The sequence below is a fragment of the Desulfotomaculum defluvii genome, from assembly GCF_054657375.1.
Window position 1 is genome coordinate 102680 of the sequence record NZ_BAAHYV010000007.1, and the last position, 18282, is coordinate 120961.

Below are 18282 nucleotides of genomic sequence, written 5' to 3' on the forward strand. Positions count from 1 at the left end.
AACATAAAAAAATGGCGAAAAAGGGAGAAAAGTTAAAAAGGTGATGATACAAGCCTAATATCCTTAGTTTGTCAATTTGACTAAAAAAAATATCAGTGTTAAAGTAATAACGTGGTAATACCACATACCTATTATTTACTTAAGCTTTCGGAAGGTTGGAAAATATTTTAACCCTCTGTTAAGGCGTTCTATAGACCATACATAATAATAAGGAGGAGTTTCCGTGATTAAATTCTTGGTGCACGACCCCGAAGATATGGTTGGGGTTGCAGTGGCTGATATTGAAGCTGGTGAAACTGTAACCGGTAAAATTCAAGACTCTGATCAAACCATTGAAATTAAAGCCATTAGCAACATTCCCCTGGGTCACAAAATCGCCCTTAAGGACATTGCTAACGGTGAAAGAATCATCAAGTATCACATCCCCGTTGGTAAAACCGTTGCTGACATTAAAAAGGGTGAACATGTACATACTCACAACTTAAAAACTGAAAGGTGGTAAATATAATGAACATCCCAACTTTTATGGGCTATCGCCGTGAAAATGGCACCGTTGGTTGCCGCAACCACGTAATTATTTTACCTGTTGACGATATTTCCAACGCAGCTGTCGAAGCAGTGGCAGCTCACGTTCAAGGCACCATGGCTTTGCCTCACCCCTATGGTCGTCTACAGTTTGGTGAAGACTTAGATCTACACTTCCGCACCCTGATTGGTACTGGCTGCAACCCCAACGTTGCTGCTGTAGTTGTTATCGGTATCGAACCCAACTGGACCAACCTGATTGTTGAAGGCATTGCTAAGACTGGTAAACCAGTTGCTGGCTTCTCCATCGAGCGTCACGGTGACTTCAAAACCGTGGAAATGGCTTCCTGGAAAGCTAAAGAGTTCGTTCAGTATGCCACTGAATTACAAAGAACTGAGTGCAGACTGGATGAGCTGACCGTTTCCACCAAATGCGGTGAATCTGACACCACCTCTGGTTTAGCTGCTAACCCTTCCATCGGTCGTCTGTATGACCGTCTGGATCCCATGGGTCTGACCCTGTTCTTCGGTGAAACCTCCGAGTTAACCGGTGGTGAACATCTGGTAGCAGATCGCTGCGCTACCCCCGAAGTAAGAGAAAAATTCATGAAGACCTGGACCGATTATAACCAGTTCATCCTTGACCAAGGTGTAGACCTGTGCGGCACCCAGCCCACCCAGGGTAACATTGCCGGCGGCTTAACCACCATTGAGGAAAAAGCCCTTGGTAACATCCAAAAGATCGGTAAAGTAGCAAAGGTACAAAGCGTACTGGCACCTGCCGAAGCACCCCAGGGCAAAGGCCTGCACTTCATGGATACTTCCTCGGCTGCTGCTGAGTGTGTAACCCTGATGGCTGCTGCTGGTTCTGTATTACACTTCTTCCCCACCGGCCAGGGCAACATTGTAGGTAACCCCATCATTCCTGTAATCAAAGTATCTGCAAACCCCATTACTGTAGAAACCATGTCTGAACACATTGACGTAGAGCTAACTGGTATTTTACGTGGTGAAATGGATCTGGATGGTGCAGCAGATAAATTAATGGAAATGATGATTCGTACTCTTAATGGACGGAACACCAATGCTGAAACTCTGGGTCATAAGGAATTCGTTCTGACTAAGCTTTATCGCTCCGCTTAATCATAAAACAACATAATTGTTGAATGGTAAGGAGTGTCGCAAACTACTTTTTAGTAGCTAGTGACACTTCTTTTTTTATTGAAATTTACAGTAAAGTGTAAGAGCTACCCCGATTGTAAGGGAACGACAAATAATCGTGTAATAGCCCTTTACGTTTTTCTTACTCCTTTTGAGGGCAATATATTTAGAAGGAAAACATTAGTATTATAAAAGGATTTGTCGATTAGTGAGAGAAATAAATATATATGAGGAAAGATAAATTGATTAATTTAAGTAGAAGACTTAAATGCCTCGCACAATATGTACCCAAGGGAAGTGTGGTTGCTGACATTGGTACAGATCATGGATATTTACCCATCCATCTGGTACTGCAGGGAACCTGCCCCAGGGTAATTGCTGCAGATATTAATAAAGGGCCCCTGGAAGCTGCCAGGTCAAACATCATCCAGAGGTGCGTGCAAGATAAAATTGATCTTCGTTTGGGCAATGGCTTGCAGATACTTAAGCCCGGCGAGGCAGATGCCATAGTCATTGCCGGTATGGGTGGTGGAACCATCCGAGACATCCTAAGGGCTTCACCACAGGTTGCCATGGGAGCTTCCCTATTAATTCTTCAGCCAATGGCAGACGAAAAGGATCTTAGGGAATATTTGCTGCTACATGGTTGGACCCTAAAGGATGAAGAGATGCTGTTGGAAGATGACCGGTTGTATCTGGTGATTGTGGCAGAAAGGGGTCAGGAAGCCCTGGACGACCCAATTCTTTTAGAAGTGGGCCCAAGGTTACTAGAAAAGAAACATCCATTATTAAAAGAACATATACATAAACTAGTAGGGAAGTACCAACGCGTGCTGGAGGGTTTAGAGAAAAGTTCTCGAGCAGACACCCAAAACAAAGCAGTACTTATTAAGGAAAAGCTAGAGCAACTCAGGGAGTTAGTTGGAAAGTTGAAAGTAGAAAATTGGAAAGTAAAAGGTTAACTGCTGGCGTCTAGTAGGAAAAGTTAGGTGCCTGGCTCTTGCCGCAGTGAAAAGTGTCAAACCAAGCTAATGTGACAAGCGAGCAAGTGCCTAGCACCGTTGAATTGCCTAAAAGCTTAAAGGAACAGGTCTAACCTAGCTATTTAGGCCGCCTATGGCTCAAGACCATAAAAATAGAACATGCAAAAAAGCTGACGGCTGATGGCAGACGGCTGAAGGCTATTTTGGAGGTGTTATGCAGTGGCAACAGCCAAAGATATCGTATCAATCATAGAAGAAATCGCCCCCGGTTATCTGGCTGAGGACTGGGATAATAGTGGCTGGCAAGTGGGTGACCCTAGGGCTGAGGTAACCAAAGTACTACTGGCCCTTGATGTAGACGCTGTTGTTGTACAAGAGGCGGTGGAGAAAGAGGTAGACTTGATTATAGCTCACCACCCACTGTTAATGAAAGGCCTTACAAGTATTCGCCTAGATCAGCCTAAGGGAGCTATGATTGCCCAGTTAATAACTAATAAAATCGGTGTTTATTCTGCCCATACCAACCTAGATAGTGCTTCCAGTGGTGTCAACCAGCAGTTGGCCCAGCGACTGGGACTGCAAGATATTGAAATTTTACACCCGATTCAGGGAGAAAAATATTATAAATTAGTTGTTTTTGTACCAGTACAGCAAATTGAGGCTGTCCGTCAGGCTATTTCTCAGGCTGGTGCTGGATGGATCGGTAATTATAGTGACTGTACCTTTGGTGTTCAGGGTACCGGAACCTTCCGGCCCTTAGAGGGGACCAAACCCTTTATCGGTCAACAGGGGCAATTGGAGCAGATTGAAGAAATTCGCCTGGAAACAATTGTACCCCAGCATAAGGTTAAAAATGTTATTATGTCTATGCTGAAGGCACACCCCTACGAAGAAGTGGCCTACGATCTATATCCCCTGGAGAATCAGCTTTCTACCGTAGGTCTAGGTAGGACTGGAAGATTAATGGAACCCAAAAGTTTTGCCGACTTTATTATCGCAGTAAAAGAAGCCCTAGGCTTAGCTGCGGTCAAAGTAGGAGGAAATATGTGGAGGGATGTACGTAAAGTGGCCGTTTGCGGTGGTTCCGGAGCTGAATTATGGCCTCTGGCAGCTGCCAAGGGAGCAGAGGTTTATATTACTGGTGACATTAAGTATCATACTGCCCAAGATATGCTGGCAGCAGGGTTAAACTTTATTGATGCCGGCCACTTTGCCACCGAGCATCTTATTCTGCCTGACTTACAAAATATGTTGGTTGAAGCATGTGGAAAGAAAAACTATAACGTTGAAATTTTACTAACAAAACGTCAGTCTGACCCTTTTATGGTTTTATAGGATAGAGGGCTTATAGCCCTTTATCCTTTTATTTTTCTTAAATATACCGGAGGAGGAATATATATGTCCCAAACTAGTAAACTATGGCAACTTCAATTACTGGAGAAATTTCAAAAAAGTATTGCTGGTAAACAGCCCGGAGACCAATTGACGCAGAGGCTAAAGCAATTGAAAAAAGATATTGAGACATGTCAAGCCACACTTAAGAAATTAAAGTCCAGCTATCAACAGATAAAGGAGCAAGGCACTGCCTTGGAACAAAGGAACAATGAACTTAGGTTAAAAAGTGATCAGCTCAGTGCAAAAATCTATGATGGATCCCTCCATATCAAGGAGCTAGAAGGTAGCCAACAGAGGGTAGCACGGCTCAAGCAAGACATTCAAAAATTAGAGGATATGGAACTGGAGAAAATGCAATTAAAAGAAGATCTAAAGCAAGAGTGGCAAAGAGAAAAGTCAGCCTTAGATGTTTTAACAGTGAAGTATAAGGAATTGCACGGTCAGTATTTAAAGGAAAAAGAAGAAATAAAAAAACAGGCCGTTGAAACCGCCCGGAAGATAGAAGCTTTAATTGGTAGTTTAGATAAGGATTTATACCAACAATACCAGCAGCTAAAAATCAAATACCCAGACCCTGTGGGGAGGGTCACCAAAGATGCTTGTTCCGGCTGTCATTTGGGTATTTCCTTTGACAAAATCAAAGAGCTAAAATATGAGAAAGACTTAGTAAACTGCAATCATTGTGGCCGCCTCTTATTTTGGGACCCAGTAATCCCAGAATAATGCGACAGTGGGGACGGTTCTCCGCTGTCGCATTAAGCATTTTTGCGACAGCGGAGAACCGTCCCCACTGTCGCACAGTAAGTCTTAGATTAATTCAGATGCCAGTTTAATATTCTGGGCAAAGGATTGTAAACAAGCTTCTACTGGTTCTGGGGTGGCCATATCTACACCAGCTTTTTTCAACAGCTCAATGGGATAATCCTTACCACCACTGGCGAGGAAGCCCAGATACTTCTGTAATTCATCCTGTCCACCCTGCAGGATACCATTGGCCAAGGCTACAGCTGCACTAAAGCCAGTGGCATATTTATAAACATAAAAGGCGTTGTAGAAATGAGGGATACGGGCCCATTCCATAGCTATTTCGTCGTCCATCTGCACACCTGGATAATAGAACTTGTTTAAATCATAGTAGATTTGGCACAGACTCTCAGGGGTGAGGCTTTCCCCCTGCTCCACCTTTTCATGGGTAATTTTTTCGAATTCCGCGAACATGGTTTGTCTAAATACAGTAGTTCGGACTTGCTCTAAATTATAATTAAGAAGAAATAGCTTTTCTTTGTTATCCTTGGTTTCATCAAGTAAGTGTTTCATTAACAGGTTTTCATTCAGTGTCGAAGCCACCTCAGCAACGAAAATGGTATAACTGGCATTGCGATAGGGCTGATTTTTATGAGAATAGAATGTATGCATGGCGTGACCAGCTTCGTGGGCTAGGGTGAACACATCATTAATGGTGCCGCTATAGTTTAATAGAATATACGGGTGGTAGCCATAGGCGCCGGTGGAATAGGCTCCGGAGGTTTTCCCTTTATTCTCATAAACATCCACCCAACCTGTTTCCAAACCCTGCTTTAGGTCACGGACATATTGATCCCCTAACTTGTTCATACCCTTGAGGACCATTTCGACTGCCTCTGGGTAAGAGTATTTTTTATTCAACTCCGTTACCAGAGGTACATAAAGATCGTACATGTGTAGTTCTGGTAATTGCATAAACTCTTTACGAAACTCAATATATTGCTGGAGCAGCGGTATGTTTTTAAGAATGGATGAGATCAAATTGTTGTATACTGAAACATCCACATTATCTGCAAAGGTGCTGGCTTCTAGGGCACTGTTATATTTGCGCAGCCGGGCATAGAGGCAATCCTTCTTAACAGAATTAATAAAGGTTTGAGCAATGGTGTTCTTGAAGGATTTGTAAACCCGGTATAATTCATTGTAAGCAGCCTTACGTACATCACGGTTATTACTCTGGATTAAGCTTAAATAACGACCATGGGTCAGCTCAACGGACTCATTGTTTTCATTGTTGACCTTGCCAAATTTAAGGTCGGCATTATTTAAGGTTTGAAAAATACTTTTTGGTGCACCAGCAATTTCACCAAAGGAGGAGAGAACTTTTTCTTCAGCATCAGAAAGAATATGTTCTTTGTTGCGACCAATTTCTTTGATGAAATGACGATAATCTGCAAATCTTTCATCCTCGGCAAAACTGCTTAACTCCTGAAAATCAAGTTTCATGAGTTCTGGTACAAAGAAACTGGTGCTTTCGCTATAGACTACATATAGACTTCTCACCTGATCAAAGAGGGCCAAAGCTTCAGTATTAGTATTATCTTCATCCAATTTCATATGGGAATAGGAATAGGCTTTCTCAATGATTTGCTCTAATTGATCTTGTAAAAGAAGTGCCTCCAAAACGTTTTCCTTGTTGTTTAACTTTCCTTGATAACCCATGAACTGTTCCAGGTGTGTTTTGATTTTGCTTAGGTCCTGTTTAACTTCAGCTACACTTTGATACATGGATTTGAGGTTCCATTTATATTGTTCTTCTATCTCATCCCGGTTTTTAATATTGGTGTTCATTGGTAGCCCCCATTTCATTGTCTTATGGATTTATATTAGTTTATGCCCGTTACTTGTATTTTCAACCTTCTTTTTTAGAGCTTCTCAGTTGCAACGGCAATTTTTAGCAGGAAAAAATTTTGTAAATCCTCACTGTTAGTTATGCTATTATCTTACGTCGGCAGGAAGATTGGGTTGTTTAGCTGCTTCCACGGCCAACTGATCACAACGTTCATTTTCTGGATTTCCGGCATGACCTCTCACCCAGATAAACTTAACCTGATGGAATTCACAGAGCTTAAGCATTCTCTCCCATAGGTCTGCATTAAGGGCAGGTTCTTTTTTGTTACGCATCCAGCCGTTGGCACGCCACTTTTTAGCCCAGCCTTTTTCAATGGCGTTGACAACATATTGGGAGTCGGTATAAAGAGTAACTGTGCATTTTTCCTTTAGAGTTTCTAAGCCAACAATAACAGCTAACATTTCCATACGGTTGTTGGTGGTATTTCGGTAACCGGCGGATAATTCTTTGCGGTGGCCTTTGTAAAGCATGACCACACCGTAGCCACCTGGTCCCGGATTCCCTGAACAGGCACCATCGGTGTAAATAGTAATTTCTTTTAGATTAGCTTGATTCATAGAGAGCCTCATTTCTAACAAAACTATGATTGTATTCCACTATTTACCATAGGGTAAAGTAAATTATACCACGATATTGGCAGATATTAAAAGGCATGGTATGATGTACGAGAGGTGAGAATAATGAAGAAATTTATCAGCATTACCCTTGTACTCTGTTTATTTTTTAGTATAACATCACCGGCCTTTGCCAAAAGGGGTGGTAGCATTGGAGGCGGGTTTTCTAAACCTCGTACCACCAATGTGAGTCCCAGTACTTCGCCCAGTAGCCCCACAAAAACTGTAAAGGATAGCGATGCCGATACCTCAAAAACAACAACCAACAATACTCAGTCCAATACAACTGATGGTGATAAAATACCTTACACCAATTTGAACTCTAGCAAGAAGACAACCACTTCTGGTGCAACTACAGGTGCTATCCCGGGAACTTCTCGGCTGTCAGGCTTTAGACCATCTTTTTCACCCTTTTCAGGTAACTTCTGGTTCTGGATGTTTTTAATGAATAGTTTTGGTCACAGCCAGCCCGCTGTGGCTCAAACAGACCAAGACCAAAAGGCTGAAAATACTGAAACAGCCCAACAACAGGATCAAAGCGGTATCTATACCCCTGGTGTGGGTGATTATTGGGCAGCAGATCCAGTGGCTAATAGTGTGTCGACTCTTATTTTAGTGTTGATAATTGCCCTACCCTTCATTCTATACCGCCGCTGGAAAAAGAAACGTTATTCATATTAAACAAAAACCAACCCCCTTTTTTGGGGGCATAGGTTTCTCCATTTTAAATAAATGCAAAATAATTAAAACCAGCCAAAGCGGCTGGTTTTAATTATTCAATTCCTATTTTTCTTCCTCGTCCTTCTTTACATCCATGAAACCAGGCATTCCTGGAGTCATCCCAGGTATACCGGGCATTATTCCGGGTATTCCACCACCCGTGCCAGGTGCCATACCAGGGGGGCAACCATAACCAGGTCCAGGAGGGGGGCAGCCGGGCATCATGTCATGACCAGGACTTACTGGATACTGTGGTGGTGGGCAAACATCATTCATTGCTCCGGTAGCATTGACAGAGCAAATATTCCATAAGGGTATAATGGTCGCTTGGGTCTGAGTGGGGGTGCCGTTAGTCAGCTCAATGTAATCCTGACCTACAGCATGCAAAGTACCGACTAAAGGAGCAGTTGCTTCTTCGCAGTTAAGGAAAACAGTAACACGTTGGTGCAGCAATTGACACAGGCGCTGCATAAAAGTTGGAGCTACTGGCATAGGCATATGATGATCCGGCATCATATTGCCTTTGGCCACTAAATTGTCAGCCATTATATATCAAACCTCCTATATTGAGCTTGCTATATAGTATTGAATTAAATGTTAAATGGTTCCAAAAAGATTAAAGCCAGTCAAAAAAAATGACTGGCTTTGTTAGAATCGTTATTTAAGCTTATAAAATTGCCTTATAAATCTTTGGGCTTAAATGTGTCACATTGAGTTTCCTCAGAGGAGCTGGATTGCTCACTACCGCTATGGTTTACTTGAATCATGGGAGCATCACACATAACGTTGGAGTTATAGGCACACTCCGTTACAGAGCATTTAATGTTGGGCATTAAATTCACCTCCTATCCCAGAATGACCTTATTTTGTCCAGGAAAAGAAATGTTATGCATGCCACAACTGTATAATTATAACATATGTTAATTAAATAAACAATTACTGTCCAAGATGTATACAAAATTAATTGTTATTGATGAAGGAAAATTAAAAAATTTGTAGAAATCTTATAAAGCCTAAGTAGAAGTTGTGTGGTTAATTACAACTTAAGACATTCACCCTAAAAAACGAGAGGAGTTGTAAACCGAATGTTCCGGAAAAAGAATTTTTTCATGTTAATGCTGGTATCCTTGCTAGCAGTGGCACTGGTCGGGTGCGGTGGCGGCGGTGACCAAGAAAAAGCTGCGGACACTGCCAAACAAAAGGTTTTTGTTTTTGGCCAAGGTTCTGATCCCAGGGGCCTAGATCCAGCGTTTGTTGATGATGGCGAATCGGCTAACCCTATTGTTAATATTTATGACGGTCTTGTCCGTTATAAAACAGGTACCACAGAGATTGAACCTGCCCTAGCAACTGAATGGACTTCATCAGAAGATGGTAAAGAGTGGACTTTTAAATTACGTGAAGGTGTTAAATTCCACGATGGAACCCCATTTAATGCTGATGCGGTGGTATTTAGTGTAAACCGTCAATTACCTCCCCAACGTACTGATGCTATGCCCTATGCTTCCTTTACCTTTGGTCCCGTAGAAAAAGTAGAGAAAGTGGATGACTACACAGTTAAGTTTATTTTAAATGAGCCCTATGCCCCTTTCTTGGCTAACTTAGCTATGGCTTTGGCTGCTCCCATTGTCAGCCCTGCTGCTGTAGAAAAATACGGTGACAAGTTTATCGAAAATCCTGTGGGCACAGGTCCCTTCAAGTTTGTTGAATGGAAAAAAGGTCAGCAAATTGTGCTAGAAGCCAACAAAGAGTATTGGGATGGTGCTCCTAAACTGGACAAGCTGGTTTACAAGTTTATTAAAGAGAATTCCGTACGGGCCAGTGAATTAAGAACCGGTGCCATTCAGGCCATGAACGGCGTAGACCCTAACGATGTGAAGATGTTAGAAGATGCTGGTCAAAATGTTATTAAAAACCCCGGTATGAATATTAACTATTTAGCTTTCTTTACTAACAAAAAACCCTTTGATGATCCTAAATTGCGTTTAGCTGTAGCCCATGCCATTGACCGTGAAAACCTGATTAACTTCTTGTATCAAGGTTTGGCTGAGCTACCCAATAGCATGTTGCCCAGTTTTATGCCTGGTCATGACAAGTCCCTCCAGGCACCCGAGTATGATCCTGAAAAGGCCAAGAAACTTCTGGCTGAAGCCGGTTATCCAAATGGCTTAAAGGTAACCCTGCTGACCTACTCTACCGTTCGTCCTTATAACCCTGTTGGTGGCGACAAGCTGGCTGCTGCTGTTCAAGCAGACCTACTTAAAGTTGGTATTGAGGTAGAAATTAAGACTTATCCTTGGAAAGAGTACAAGGAAATCTATACTCCTGAGATCGTTGAAGCTGGCGATATGATGCTCTATGGTTGGATTGGTGATAACGGTGACCCAGACAACTTCTTATCACTGCTGGAATCCAAAGAAATCAAGAGCACTTTGAACACAGCTAAGTATTCTAATAAGCAGGTAGATGAACTGATGGTTAAAGGTCGTACTGCTCAAACTCAAGAAGAGCGGAACGCTGCTTACAGCGAATTGCAAAAAATCGTACAGGCTGAATCTCCTTGGGTATTTCTCGGCCATAGCAAAGACATGGCTGCTGTAAGCAAGAGTGTAGAAGGCTTTGACTTACATCCCGTTGGTGTTGTTTACTTCCGTGATGTGGATCTTAAGTAATCAAGCAATGGGTGACTTCTTTGAGGAACACGAATATGGCCCTGGCCATATTCGTGTTTCCATGTTCAGAACCAATAGGAATAATTTAGTATTTAACTACCCCTGGTGAGGGAAAGGAACGGAGATAAATGCTCAAATATATTGTAAAAAGAATCTTACTACTTGTTCCCGTTCTCTTTGGGGTCAGCCTGTTTGTTTTTTTAGTGCTGCACCTTTTTACCGCAGACCCTGCTGCTATGATGCTGGGCCAGCATGCCACAGCTGAACAGGTGGCAGCCCTACGGGAGGAATTGGGATTTAACAAGCCGTTGTATGTGCAGTTTGGTATTTTCCTTAGCCAAATTGTTCAAGGGGACTTTGGTATGTCCTTAATGACCCGGTCTCCAGTGACCGTTGAACTTCTGTCTCGTTTTCCAGCAACTATTGAATTGGCCTTTGCTGCCATGCTGATTGCTACTATTGTGGGTGTTACCGTTGGAGTAATCTCTGCTGTTAAACAATACTCATTTTTTGATTACTTTAGCATGGTGGGTGCTCTGTTGGGTGTTTCCATGCCCATCTTTTGGCTGGGTTTAATGATGATTATTTTATTTTCCGTTACACTGGGTTGGTTGCCAGTGTCTGGCCGTATTGCGGTGGGTATGGAACCGGCCACCGTCACTCATTTCTATTTAATCGATAGTTTAATCACTGGTAATTGGGAAGCCTTTAAGTCTGCGGTTAGTCATTTGATTTTGCCCGCAGTGGCACTGGCTTCCTATTCAATGGCTATTATTGCCAGAATGACACGTTCCACCATGCTGGAAGTGGTCCGTCAAGACTATATCCGTACTGCCCGTTCCAAGGGTTTGGTGGAAAGGGTGGTTGTATTTAAGCATGCCCTTCGCAATGCCTTGATTCCAGTCATTACGGTCATTGGCTTACAAATGGGTTCTCTGCTGGGTGGAGCGGTCTTAACCGAAACAGTATTTGCTTGGCCTGGTATTGGCAGCTTTGTGGTAAATGCTATCCTAGCCGGTGACTTCCCCGTAGTACAGGGCGGCGTCATCATGGTGGCCACTGTGTTTGTGGTGGTTAACTTGATTGTGGACATTCTCTACGCTTATCTTGATCCGAGGATTAAATATTCCTAAATTAGCCATTAGCTATTAGCTTTTAGCCTTTAGCAAAGAAAGCTAGGAGACAAAAGATAAAGGAAGAAAGTTAACCTAGATGCCTGGCACCGTTGAATTGTAAGCCTATTTCAGTAGTCATAAGCCATTATCAATTAGCTAACAGCTAAAAGCCAACAGCAAAAAGCTGACCCCAAAGAAATACCCCTAAGAAAAGTTAGAAAGGATTTTGCGTATGTCGCAAGCTCAGATTTCTGCGCCGGTTCCAGAATCGGTTGAGCAGAACTTTTCACCACTTCAGGATTTCTGGCGCCGGCTGAGGAAAAACAAGCTGGCGATGGTTAGTCTTGTCTTTTTAATAACATTAATTTTTGTTGCTATATTTGCTCCCTTTGTAGCTCCCTATGACCCCTATTACAGTGAAATGCCAAAAGCCCTACAGGGTCCCAGTGCTGAACATTTGCTGGGTAACGATGAATTGGGCCGGGATATCTTGAGTCGGATCATATATGGGGCTCGTATCTCCCTGCGGGTGGGCCTAATTGCTGTTAGCATTGCCCTTTCGGTGGGTATGGTAGTGGGTTCATTGGCCGGTTATTATGGTGGCCGTTTAGATAACATTATCATGAGGTTCATGGATATTATGCTGGCCTTTCCCTCCATTTTGCTGGCCATTGCTTTAATGGGCGTTTTAGGCCGAGGTGTGGAAAACGCCATCATTGCCATTGGTATAGTATCTATTCCGGAATACGCCCGAATTGTTCGAGGGTCGGTCCTATCTGTCAAAGAAAACGAGTATGTGCAAGCTGCCCGGGCCATAGGTAACAATGATGCACAAATTATTTTTAAACATATCTTACCCAACGTTATGGCACCGGTAATAGTACGGGCCACCCTTGGTATCTCTACTGCTATTTTGGAGACATCGGCCTTGGGCTTTTTAGGACTGGGTGTTGTGCCACCCTTTGCTGAGTGGGGAACCATGTTGGGCAGTGGTCGAGGTTACATGTTTAACGCGCCGCATCTGGTGTTTTTCCCGGGTATCGCAATTACCCTCACAGTAATGGCCTTTAATCTATTCGGAGATGGCTTACGGGATGCACTGGATCCAAGGCTACGTCGCTAGGAGGTGGGTCAGATGACACAGACATTATTAGAAGTAAAAGACCTAAAAACCCACTTTTTCCTGGAGGATGGAGTGGTCCCGGCCGTTGACGGTGTCAGCTTCCATTTGAATCGCGGCGAGACGCTGGCAGTGGTAGGGGAGTCAGGCAGCGGTAAGAGCATTACCGCCACATCAATTATGCGGCTAATTCCTAATCCTCCCGGTCGCATTGTGGGAGGGGAAATCCTTTATAATGGTGAAGACCTGTTAAAGAAAAGTGAAAAAGAGATGAGAGATATCCGGGGTAACCGTATTTCCATGATTTTTCAAGAGCCCATGACATCTTTAAACCCAGTTTTCCGGGTGGGCCATCAAATTTCAGAGTCTTTAATTGTTCACCAGGGATTAAATAAAGCCGAAGCCTTGGAAAAAAGTATAGAAATGTTACGACTAACTGGGATTCCCTCGCCGGAAAAGAGAGTACATGATTTTCCCCACCAGATGAGTGGGGGGATGAGGCAGCGGGTTATGATTGCCATGGCCCTGTGTTGCCGACCGGAACTGTTAATAGCCGATGAACCAACAACGGCTCTGGATGTGACTATCCAAGCCCAGATTTTAGAATTAATGCTGGAATTGAAGGAGCAGTTAGGGACTGCCATTATTATGATTACCCACGACTTGGCAGTGGTTGCCGAAATGGCCGACCGAGCCGTAGTTATGTACTGTGGTAAGCTGGTAGAAGAGGCCCCGGTGCTAGAATTGTTTGATAAGCCGCTGCATCCTTACACCCAGGGCCTTTTGAGATCTATTCCCCATATCAATGACAATCGAGAAAGACTTTATATGATCGATGGAATGGTTCCACCATTAACCAACTTACCAAAGGGATGTGCCTTTGCCCCCCGTTGCCCAGAGGCCCAGCCCCGTTGCCATGTCGAACGCCCTAGTCTTACACAGGTTTCTCAGGGGAGACTGGTAAGCTGCTGGCTGCATGAAGGGGGTGCCAGATAATGTCAGAAGTATTGGTGCATGTGGCTAACCTAACTAAGTACTTCCCCATCAAATCCGGGATGTTTGGTAAAGATGCTGGACAGGTCAAGGCCGTGGATGGTTTAACCTTTGATATTCATAAAGGGGAAACCCTGGGCTTAGTTGGCGAAAGTGGCTGTGGGAAATCCACCACTGGTCGTCTAATTCTCCGCCTGTTGGAACCCACTGGAGGTCGGGTTGAGTTTGAGGGGAAGGATGTCTTTGCAGCAAGTCCCTCAGAAATGCGCGCCCTTCGGAAAGATATGCAAATTATCTTCCAGGACCCCTACGCTTCCTTAAATCCTCGTATGTCGGTGGGAGATATTATTGCTGAGCCCCTTAAGCTATATAAATTGGCCTCTGGGTCGGAAGTTCAAAAAAAAGTAGAGTACTTACTCTCTTGCGTAGGACTAGCTTCCTACCACGCCCGTCGTTATCCCCATGAGTTTAGTGGTGGTCAGCGTCAGAGGGTGGGTATCGCCAGGGCATTGGCACTTAATCCTAAATTAATTATTTGCGATGAACCTGTATCAGCACTGGATGTATCCATTCAATCACAGGTACTAAATCTATTAAAGGATTTGCAGCAAGAGTTTGGTCTGACCTACCTTTTCATTGCCCACGGCCTTAACGTAGTAAAACACGTTAGTGATCGCATTGGGGTTATGTATTTGGGTAAAATGGTAGAATTGGCTAAGGATGATGAATTGTACGGTAATCCCCTACATCCCTATACTAAGGCCCTTCTCTCCGCAGTACCTGTACCTGATCCCAGGGCTAAAAAGGAACGGATTATTCTCACCGGAGATGTTCCCAGCCCGCTAAACCCACCCAAGGGTTGTTCCTTTCATACTCGCTGTTTTATGTGTGAAGACATTTGCAAGCAACATGAACCAGCCTTCAAACGCATTAAACCAGGTCACTGGGTTGCTTGCCATATGGTTCAGGAAGAGAAGTAATGAAAAGTGGTTACAAACAGACTTAGGTTTGTTTGTAACCGTTTTTTTATCCTTTAGCTTTAGCCATTAGCCATTAGCTTTTAGCTGTTAGCTATTAGAAAAAACTAAATGATTCTTACAATCTCCCTCTTAGAGGGGGGCAGCTAAGCTGACGGGGGAGTTTTCCCACGCAGAATGGTAACCCAGATGCCTGGCTCTTGCCGCAGAAAAAACTTTTAAATCGAGCTAACGCTACAGCGAGCAAGTGCCTGGCACCGTTGAAAATCAGCTAAGACAAAAATAAAAAGCTAAAGGCTAATAGCTAATGGCAAAAAGGGCTGAGGGCTTTGTTTTTACCTCTTTTCGTAGTACAATACCAGAATAAGAATGGAGGCTTCCTTAATGAAGATAAAAACTATACTATTCGATTTGGATGGTACTCTCCTTGACTCACTACCCTTAATTAGGAGTACCTATAAGAAGGTTTTTGAAGAAATGAAGCTACCCTGGTGTAATGGCGAAGTTATGAAATGTATCGGGCTACCGCTCGTTGATATTGGGAGGAAATTTGCCGGGGCGGAAAGACATAAGGATTTCTTCAGCTTATACCAGCATCATTATGCCATTGAACATGATGCTCAGACAAGGGCCTACCCCGATACATTGGAGATGCTGGAAAACTTGCGCCAAAGGGGTCTGAGAATGGGAGTCGTTACTTCCAAATCCCGTCATGTAGCTTTGCGAAGCACAAGCTTTTTAGGCATTGATAAATATATGGATGTAATGATCGGGGTGGAAGATGTGAGCCGCCATAAGCCCCAGCCGGATCCCATCTTGACAGCTCTGCAACAAATGCAGGTTCCTGTGGAGGATGCTGCTTACATAGGTGACAGCCCCTTTGATATTATGTCTGCCAAAGCTGCTGCAGTGACTTCCATTGCTGTTAGCTGGGGTATGGCGGAGGCAACTGAGCTACTGCAGTTTGAACCTGATTTTATGCTATATCAGTGGGCGGATTTATTAGATATTCTGGATCAAGATAAATAGAAAACGGTCCATTTTCAGGCCGTTGTCTATTTACTTTTTGTCACTACAGTACTAGAATTTATTTAGGCTTAAGGGATAGACTTTGGGGTCAGCCATTAGCAATTAGCTATTAATAACACTGCGTAATTTGCTAACAGCTAAAAGCTAAATAGCCAAACAGGAGTTTATAAAATGAAAAAGTTAATATTCCACCTTCTACAATTGTCCTGGTTAATGCTAGGCCTTTTTAATTTTGGCCTTGCCATTACTTTTTTAGTGGAGGCCCGTTTGGGAGTAAGTCCTTGGGATGTACTACACCTGGGATTAACCAACTATTTACCCTTTACCTTTGGTCAGGTTATGATTGGCGCAGGTATAATTTGTGTTATAGTATCATATCCCTTAGGTGTTAAGCCCAGACTGGCTACAATTTTAAATATGATCTTTATTGGTGTTTTTACCGATATAATAATGGCCGCAGGTTGGGTACCACATCAGGAAACCTACCTGATGCGCTGCTTGTATTTGCTGGCAGGAATTATAGGATGTGGCTTAGGTACAGGTATATATATAACTGCTAATATGGGAACAGGGCCAAGGGATAGTTTAATGATGGGAATTTATAAAGTAACTGGCTGGCGTATCAGTGTTGTACGTACCATACTAGAAATATCTGTAGTTATTATCGGCTTTTTCCTAGGTGGACCGGTGGGAGCAGGCACACTGGCCTTTTGCCTGACCATTGGCTGGACCACCGAAGTGTTTCTCAACTTTTTTACTTTATGTGGTAAACAAGAATGGTTTACTAGTAGGATAGATTTGCTGAGAACAAATAATGTTTAAGGATATAACAAGTTTATAGTTATTAGTGAATTAACTAAAGTAACTTTAAGAAATACCAAAACATAACCTATGATAAGCACGGAAGGTAGGTGTGAATCATAGGTACTATACTTTTTATGCACGGTATGGGTCACAACCCAAACAAGAAATATTGGCAGCATTGGGGCAAAAAGCTGCAACCCTATTTAATTAAAAAGGGCCTAGACCCGGCCCAGATAAATTTTAATGGCATTTATTATTATGATCTTGTGCCTCAACCTGGGGATGGCTGGAACAAACTTTCTTCCATATTTAAAAGGGATGTATTGGAACAATTGCAGCAGGATTTCCGAGAACAATTGGTTCGTGGGGATAAATTGACTCAACTTCTAGGTCGGGGGCCCATAAAAACATTGGTTAATCTAGTAGCAGATAACTTTGGCGATATTTTTTCCTATATGTTGAATGATTCGACCTATAAGAGGGTAAATAATCGTTTTTATGCATCAATAGAACAAGTAATACCCCCGATCACACTAATTGCCTACAGCCTGGGATCCATGATTTCCTACTGTGCCCTACAACAGAGACCGGAGTTAGTTTACCAAGTCAATCACTTCATCACCCTGGGTAGTCCCATCTTTTGGTTTCGTAAGTGGTTAGCCATTAGGGCTAATTTGTCTGAACGACCCACGGCGGCCCACTGGACTAACTTGGCTGGCATAGTTGATGTGGCCTGTCCCCATTTGGTTAGTTACAGCACCTGTGGTGCTGACAGCAATATTCAATGGGATTTAGAAAAATTCAACCCGATAAAGGGACACTTGGCATATTTTAATGATCCTGAAGCCTTATCCTTGCTAGCTTCAACCATAACAAAGAATTGGCGCCAGTAGCAAAACTTTCAAACTATAGTTATTTCAGACCTTTGTTGCCCTAGCTAGCTACTTCCAGGGCTTTAAGTAAAATAAAGATTTTATCACCCGAAAACGTAAATCAGATGAACGCCAAGGCTTTTCACAGTAATGAGGTGCCACACCCCCATGGGCGTGAACAGGGTTATAGATAACTTTTTTGGTTTGTTTTTGCGTTTGGGGATTTAGGTTTTGTTTACTTTTTACACTATGTTGATAAACATTATTATCAGAGACTGAGTGAGAACTTAGTTTAGATCCTTTACTCCTTCGCTGTTCTTCTTGCATTTGGCGAAGCTTTTTATAATTTGGACATTGAAATTGAGCCCCTGAAGTGCAATATTTATCCCACCAGTTTTGTGAGACACTCATATTTTTAGTGGCAAAACCTGCAGTTTTAAATATAGAGCACCTCAACTTTTGGGTACCCATATAAGAGCAATATCTCATAATTAATCCTACTTTCATTTATTATAAAAACAAAGAACAGAATGGTCATCCTGTTCTTTGTGGCTTACAAAATAGAATATCAGATTTGCTAGTATGTGTGATAGCTTATAACCTCTATATGTTATTTATAGCAGACACCAGGAATGTTTATAATGGG

The 18282-nt window shown here is 42.9% G+C and carries 18 protein-coding genes; 14 read left to right on the top strand and 4 right to left on the bottom strand.

Going from position 1 to position 18282, the window contains the following annotated elements; all coding sequences use genetic code 11:
• Positions 1 to 223: 223 nt before the first annotated feature.
• From ACYQ03_RS07580 to ACYQ03_RS07600, 5 genes are all read left to right on the top strand, one after another.
• Positions 224 to 502: a UxaA family hydrolase gene (locus ACYQ03_RS07580; protein ID WP_459908921.1), complete on the top strand. Its 279-nt coding sequence runs from the start codon at positions 224 to 226 to the stop codon at positions 500 to 502.
• A gap of 5 nt (positions 503 to 507) precedes the next feature.
• Complete coding sequence (locus ACYQ03_RS07585; RefSeq protein ID WP_459908931.1) at positions 508 to 1668, top strand: UxaA family hydrolase; 1161 nt, start codon at positions 508 to 510, stop codon at positions 1666 to 1668.
• A gap of 260 nt (positions 1669 to 1928) precedes the next feature.
• Complete coding sequence (locus tag ACYQ03_RS07590) at positions 1929 to 2648, top strand: tRNA (adenine(22)-N(1))-methyltransferase (RefSeq protein WP_459908933.1); 720 nt, start codon at positions 1929 to 1931, stop codon at positions 2646 to 2648.
• A gap of 240 nt (positions 2649 to 2888) precedes the next feature.
• Positions 2889 to 4004 carry a Nif3-like dinuclear metal center hexameric protein gene (locus tag ACYQ03_RS07595; RefSeq protein ID WP_459908934.1) on the top strand — a complete coding sequence of 372 codons (1116 nt, stop codon included), beginning with the start codon at positions 2889 to 2891 and terminating at the stop codon, positions 4002 to 4004.
• 63 nt (positions 4005 to 4067) lie between these two features.
• Positions 4068 to 4787: a zinc ribbon domain-containing protein gene (locus tag ACYQ03_RS07600; protein ID WP_459908935.1), complete on the top strand. Its 720-nt coding sequence runs from the start codon at positions 4068 to 4070 to the stop codon at positions 4785 to 4787.
• A gap of 84 nt (positions 4788 to 4871) precedes the next feature.
• On the opposite strand, the gene pepF is transcribed toward ACYQ03_RS07600, so the two are convergent.
• On the bottom strand, positions 4872 to 6659 hold the full coding sequence (gene pepF / locus ACYQ03_RS07605) for an oligoendopeptidase F (RefSeq protein ID WP_459908936.1): 1788 nt from the start codon (positions 6657 to 6659) through the stop codon (positions 4872 to 4874).
• Between the two features lie 147 nt (positions 6660 to 6806).
• On the bottom strand, positions 6807 to 7277 hold the full coding sequence (gene rnhA / locus ACYQ03_RS07610; RefSeq protein ID WP_459908938.1) for a ribonuclease HI: 471 nt from the start codon (positions 7275 to 7277) through the stop codon (positions 6807 to 6809).
• 123 nt (positions 7278 to 7400) lie between these two features.
• Here rnhA and ACYQ03_RS07615 point away from each other — a divergent pair, with 123 nt between their 5' ends.
• Positions 7401 to 8015: a hypothetical protein gene (locus ACYQ03_RS07615; protein ID WP_459908940.1), complete on the top strand. Its 615-nt coding sequence runs from the start codon at positions 7401 to 7403 to the stop codon at positions 8013 to 8015.
• Between the two features lie 102 nt (positions 8016 to 8117).
• Here the strand turns inward: ACYQ03_RS07615 and ACYQ03_RS07620 are convergent, their stop codons facing one another.
• Positions 8118 to 8600, bottom strand: a complete 483-nt coding sequence (locus ACYQ03_RS07620) for a hypothetical protein (protein WP_459908942.1) — start codon at positions 8598 to 8600, stop codon at positions 8118 to 8120.
• A 134-nt stretch (positions 8601 to 8734) separates the two neighbouring features.
• On the bottom strand, positions 8735 to 8887 hold the full coding sequence (locus ACYQ03_RS07625; protein ID WP_459908943.1) for a DUF1540 domain-containing protein: 153 nt from the start codon (positions 8885 to 8887) through the stop codon (positions 8735 to 8737).
• Positions 8888 to 9139: 252 nt separating this feature from the next.
• Between ACYQ03_RS07625 and ACYQ03_RS07630 the strand changes: the two genes are divergently transcribed.
• The 8 genes from ACYQ03_RS07630 to ACYQ03_RS07665 all read left to right on the top strand — a co-directional run bounded on the left by ACYQ03_RS07630 (position 9140) and on the right by ACYQ03_RS07665 (position 17657).
• Complete coding sequence (locus tag ACYQ03_RS07630; RefSeq protein ID WP_459908945.1) at positions 9140 to 10726, top strand: ABC transporter substrate-binding protein; 1587 nt, start codon at positions 9140 to 9142, stop codon at positions 10724 to 10726.
• A 128-nt stretch (positions 10727 to 10854) separates the two neighbouring features.
• A complete protein-coding gene (locus tag ACYQ03_RS07635) occupies positions 10855 to 11859 on the top strand; it encodes an ABC transporter permease (protein WP_459908947.1) in 1005 nt (334 codons plus the stop codon).
• Between the two features lie 214 nt (positions 11860 to 12073).
• Positions 12074 to 12964 carry a nickel transporter permease gene (nikC, locus tag ACYQ03_RS07640; RefSeq protein ID WP_459908948.1) on the top strand — a complete coding sequence of 297 codons (891 nt, stop codon included), beginning with the start codon at positions 12074 to 12076 and terminating at the stop codon, positions 12962 to 12964.
• A 12-nt stretch (positions 12965 to 12976) separates the two neighbouring features.
• Entirely contained in the window at positions 12977 to 13957 is a 981-nt protein-coding gene (locus tag ACYQ03_RS07645; RefSeq protein WP_459908949.1) for an ABC transporter ATP-binding protein, read from the top strand.
• A complete protein-coding gene (locus ACYQ03_RS07650) occupies positions 13957 to 14934 on the top strand; it encodes an ABC transporter ATP-binding protein (RefSeq protein WP_459908950.1) in 978 nt (325 codons plus the stop codon). The genes ACYQ03_RS07645 and ACYQ03_RS07650 overlap by 1 nt, the downstream gene beginning before the upstream one ends.
• A 381-nt stretch (positions 14935 to 15315) precedes the next feature.
• Positions 15316 to 15960 (top strand): HAD-IA family hydrolase, encoded by a 645-nt coding sequence (locus ACYQ03_RS07655; protein ID WP_459908951.1) that lies wholly within the window; start codon positions 15316 to 15318, stop codon positions 15958 to 15960.
• A gap of 171 nt (positions 15961 to 16131) precedes the next feature.
• Entirely contained in the window at positions 16132 to 16782 is a 651-nt protein-coding gene (locus ACYQ03_RS07660) for a YczE/YyaS/YitT family protein (protein WP_459908953.1), read from the top strand.
• Between the two features lie 116 nt (positions 16783 to 16898).
• A complete protein-coding gene (locus ACYQ03_RS07665; RefSeq protein WP_459908954.1) occupies positions 16899 to 17657 on the top strand; it encodes a hypothetical protein in 759 nt (252 codons plus the stop codon).
• The last annotated feature ends 625 nt before the right edge of the window (positions 17658 to 18282 follow it).

What these genes read in the sequence shown, in the direction of transcription:
- ACYQ03_RS07660 (WP_459908953.1), top strand. Translation starts at nt 16,132, where the DNA reads ATGAAAAAGTTAATATTCCACCTTCTACAATTGTCCTGGTTAATGCTA.
- ACYQ03_RS07665 (WP_459908954.1), top strand. Translation starts at nt 16,899, where the DNA reads ATGCACGGTATGGGTCACAACCCAAACAAGAAATATTGGCAGCATTGG.
- ACYQ03_RS07645 (WP_459908949.1), top strand. Translation starts at nt 12,977, where the DNA reads ATGACACAGACATTATTAGAAGTAAAAGACCTAAAAACCCACTTTTTC.
- ACYQ03_RS07620 (WP_459908942.1), bottom strand. Translation starts at nt 8,600, where the DNA reads ATGGCTGACAATTTAGTGGCCAAAGGCAATATGATGCCGGATCATCAT.
- ACYQ03_RS07600 (WP_459908935.1), top strand. Translation starts at nt 4,068, where the DNA reads ATGTCCCAAACTAGTAAACTATGGCAACTTCAATTACTGGAGAAATTT.
- ACYQ03_RS07625 (WP_459908943.1), bottom strand. Translation starts at nt 8,887, where the DNA reads ATGCCCAACATTAAATGCTCTGTAACGGAGTGTGCCTATAACTCCAAC.
- rnhA (WP_459908938.1), bottom strand. Translation starts at nt 7,277, where the DNA reads ATGAATCAAGCTAATCTAAAAGAAATTACTATTTACACCGATGGTGCC.
- ACYQ03_RS07615 (WP_459908940.1), top strand. Translation starts at nt 7,401, where the DNA reads ATGAAGAAATTTATCAGCATTACCCTTGTACTCTGTTTATTTTTTAGT.
- ACYQ03_RS07585 (WP_459908931.1), top strand. Translation starts at nt 508, where the DNA reads ATGAACATCCCAACTTTTATGGGCTATCGCCGTGAAAATGGCACCGTT.
- nikC (WP_459908948.1), top strand. Translation starts at nt 12,074, where the DNA reads ATGTCGCAAGCTCAGATTTCTGCGCCGGTTCCAGAATCGGTTGAGCAG.
- ACYQ03_RS07630 (WP_459908945.1), top strand. Translation starts at nt 9,140, where the DNA reads ATGTTCCGGAAAAAGAATTTTTTCATGTTAATGCTGGTATCCTTGCTA.
- pepF (WP_459908936.1), bottom strand. Translation starts at nt 6,659, where the DNA reads ATGAACACCAATATTAAAAACCGGGATGAGATAGAAGAACAATATAAA.
- ACYQ03_RS07650 (WP_459908950.1), top strand. Translation starts at nt 13,957, where the DNA reads ATGTCAGAAGTATTGGTGCATGTGGCTAACCTAACTAAGTACTTCCCC.
- ACYQ03_RS07655 (WP_459908951.1), top strand. Translation starts at nt 15,316, where the DNA reads ATGAAGATAAAAACTATACTATTCGATTTGGATGGTACTCTCCTTGAC.
- ACYQ03_RS07635 (WP_459908947.1), top strand. Translation starts at nt 10,855, where the DNA reads ATGCTCAAATATATTGTAAAAAGAATCTTACTACTTGTTCCCGTTCTC.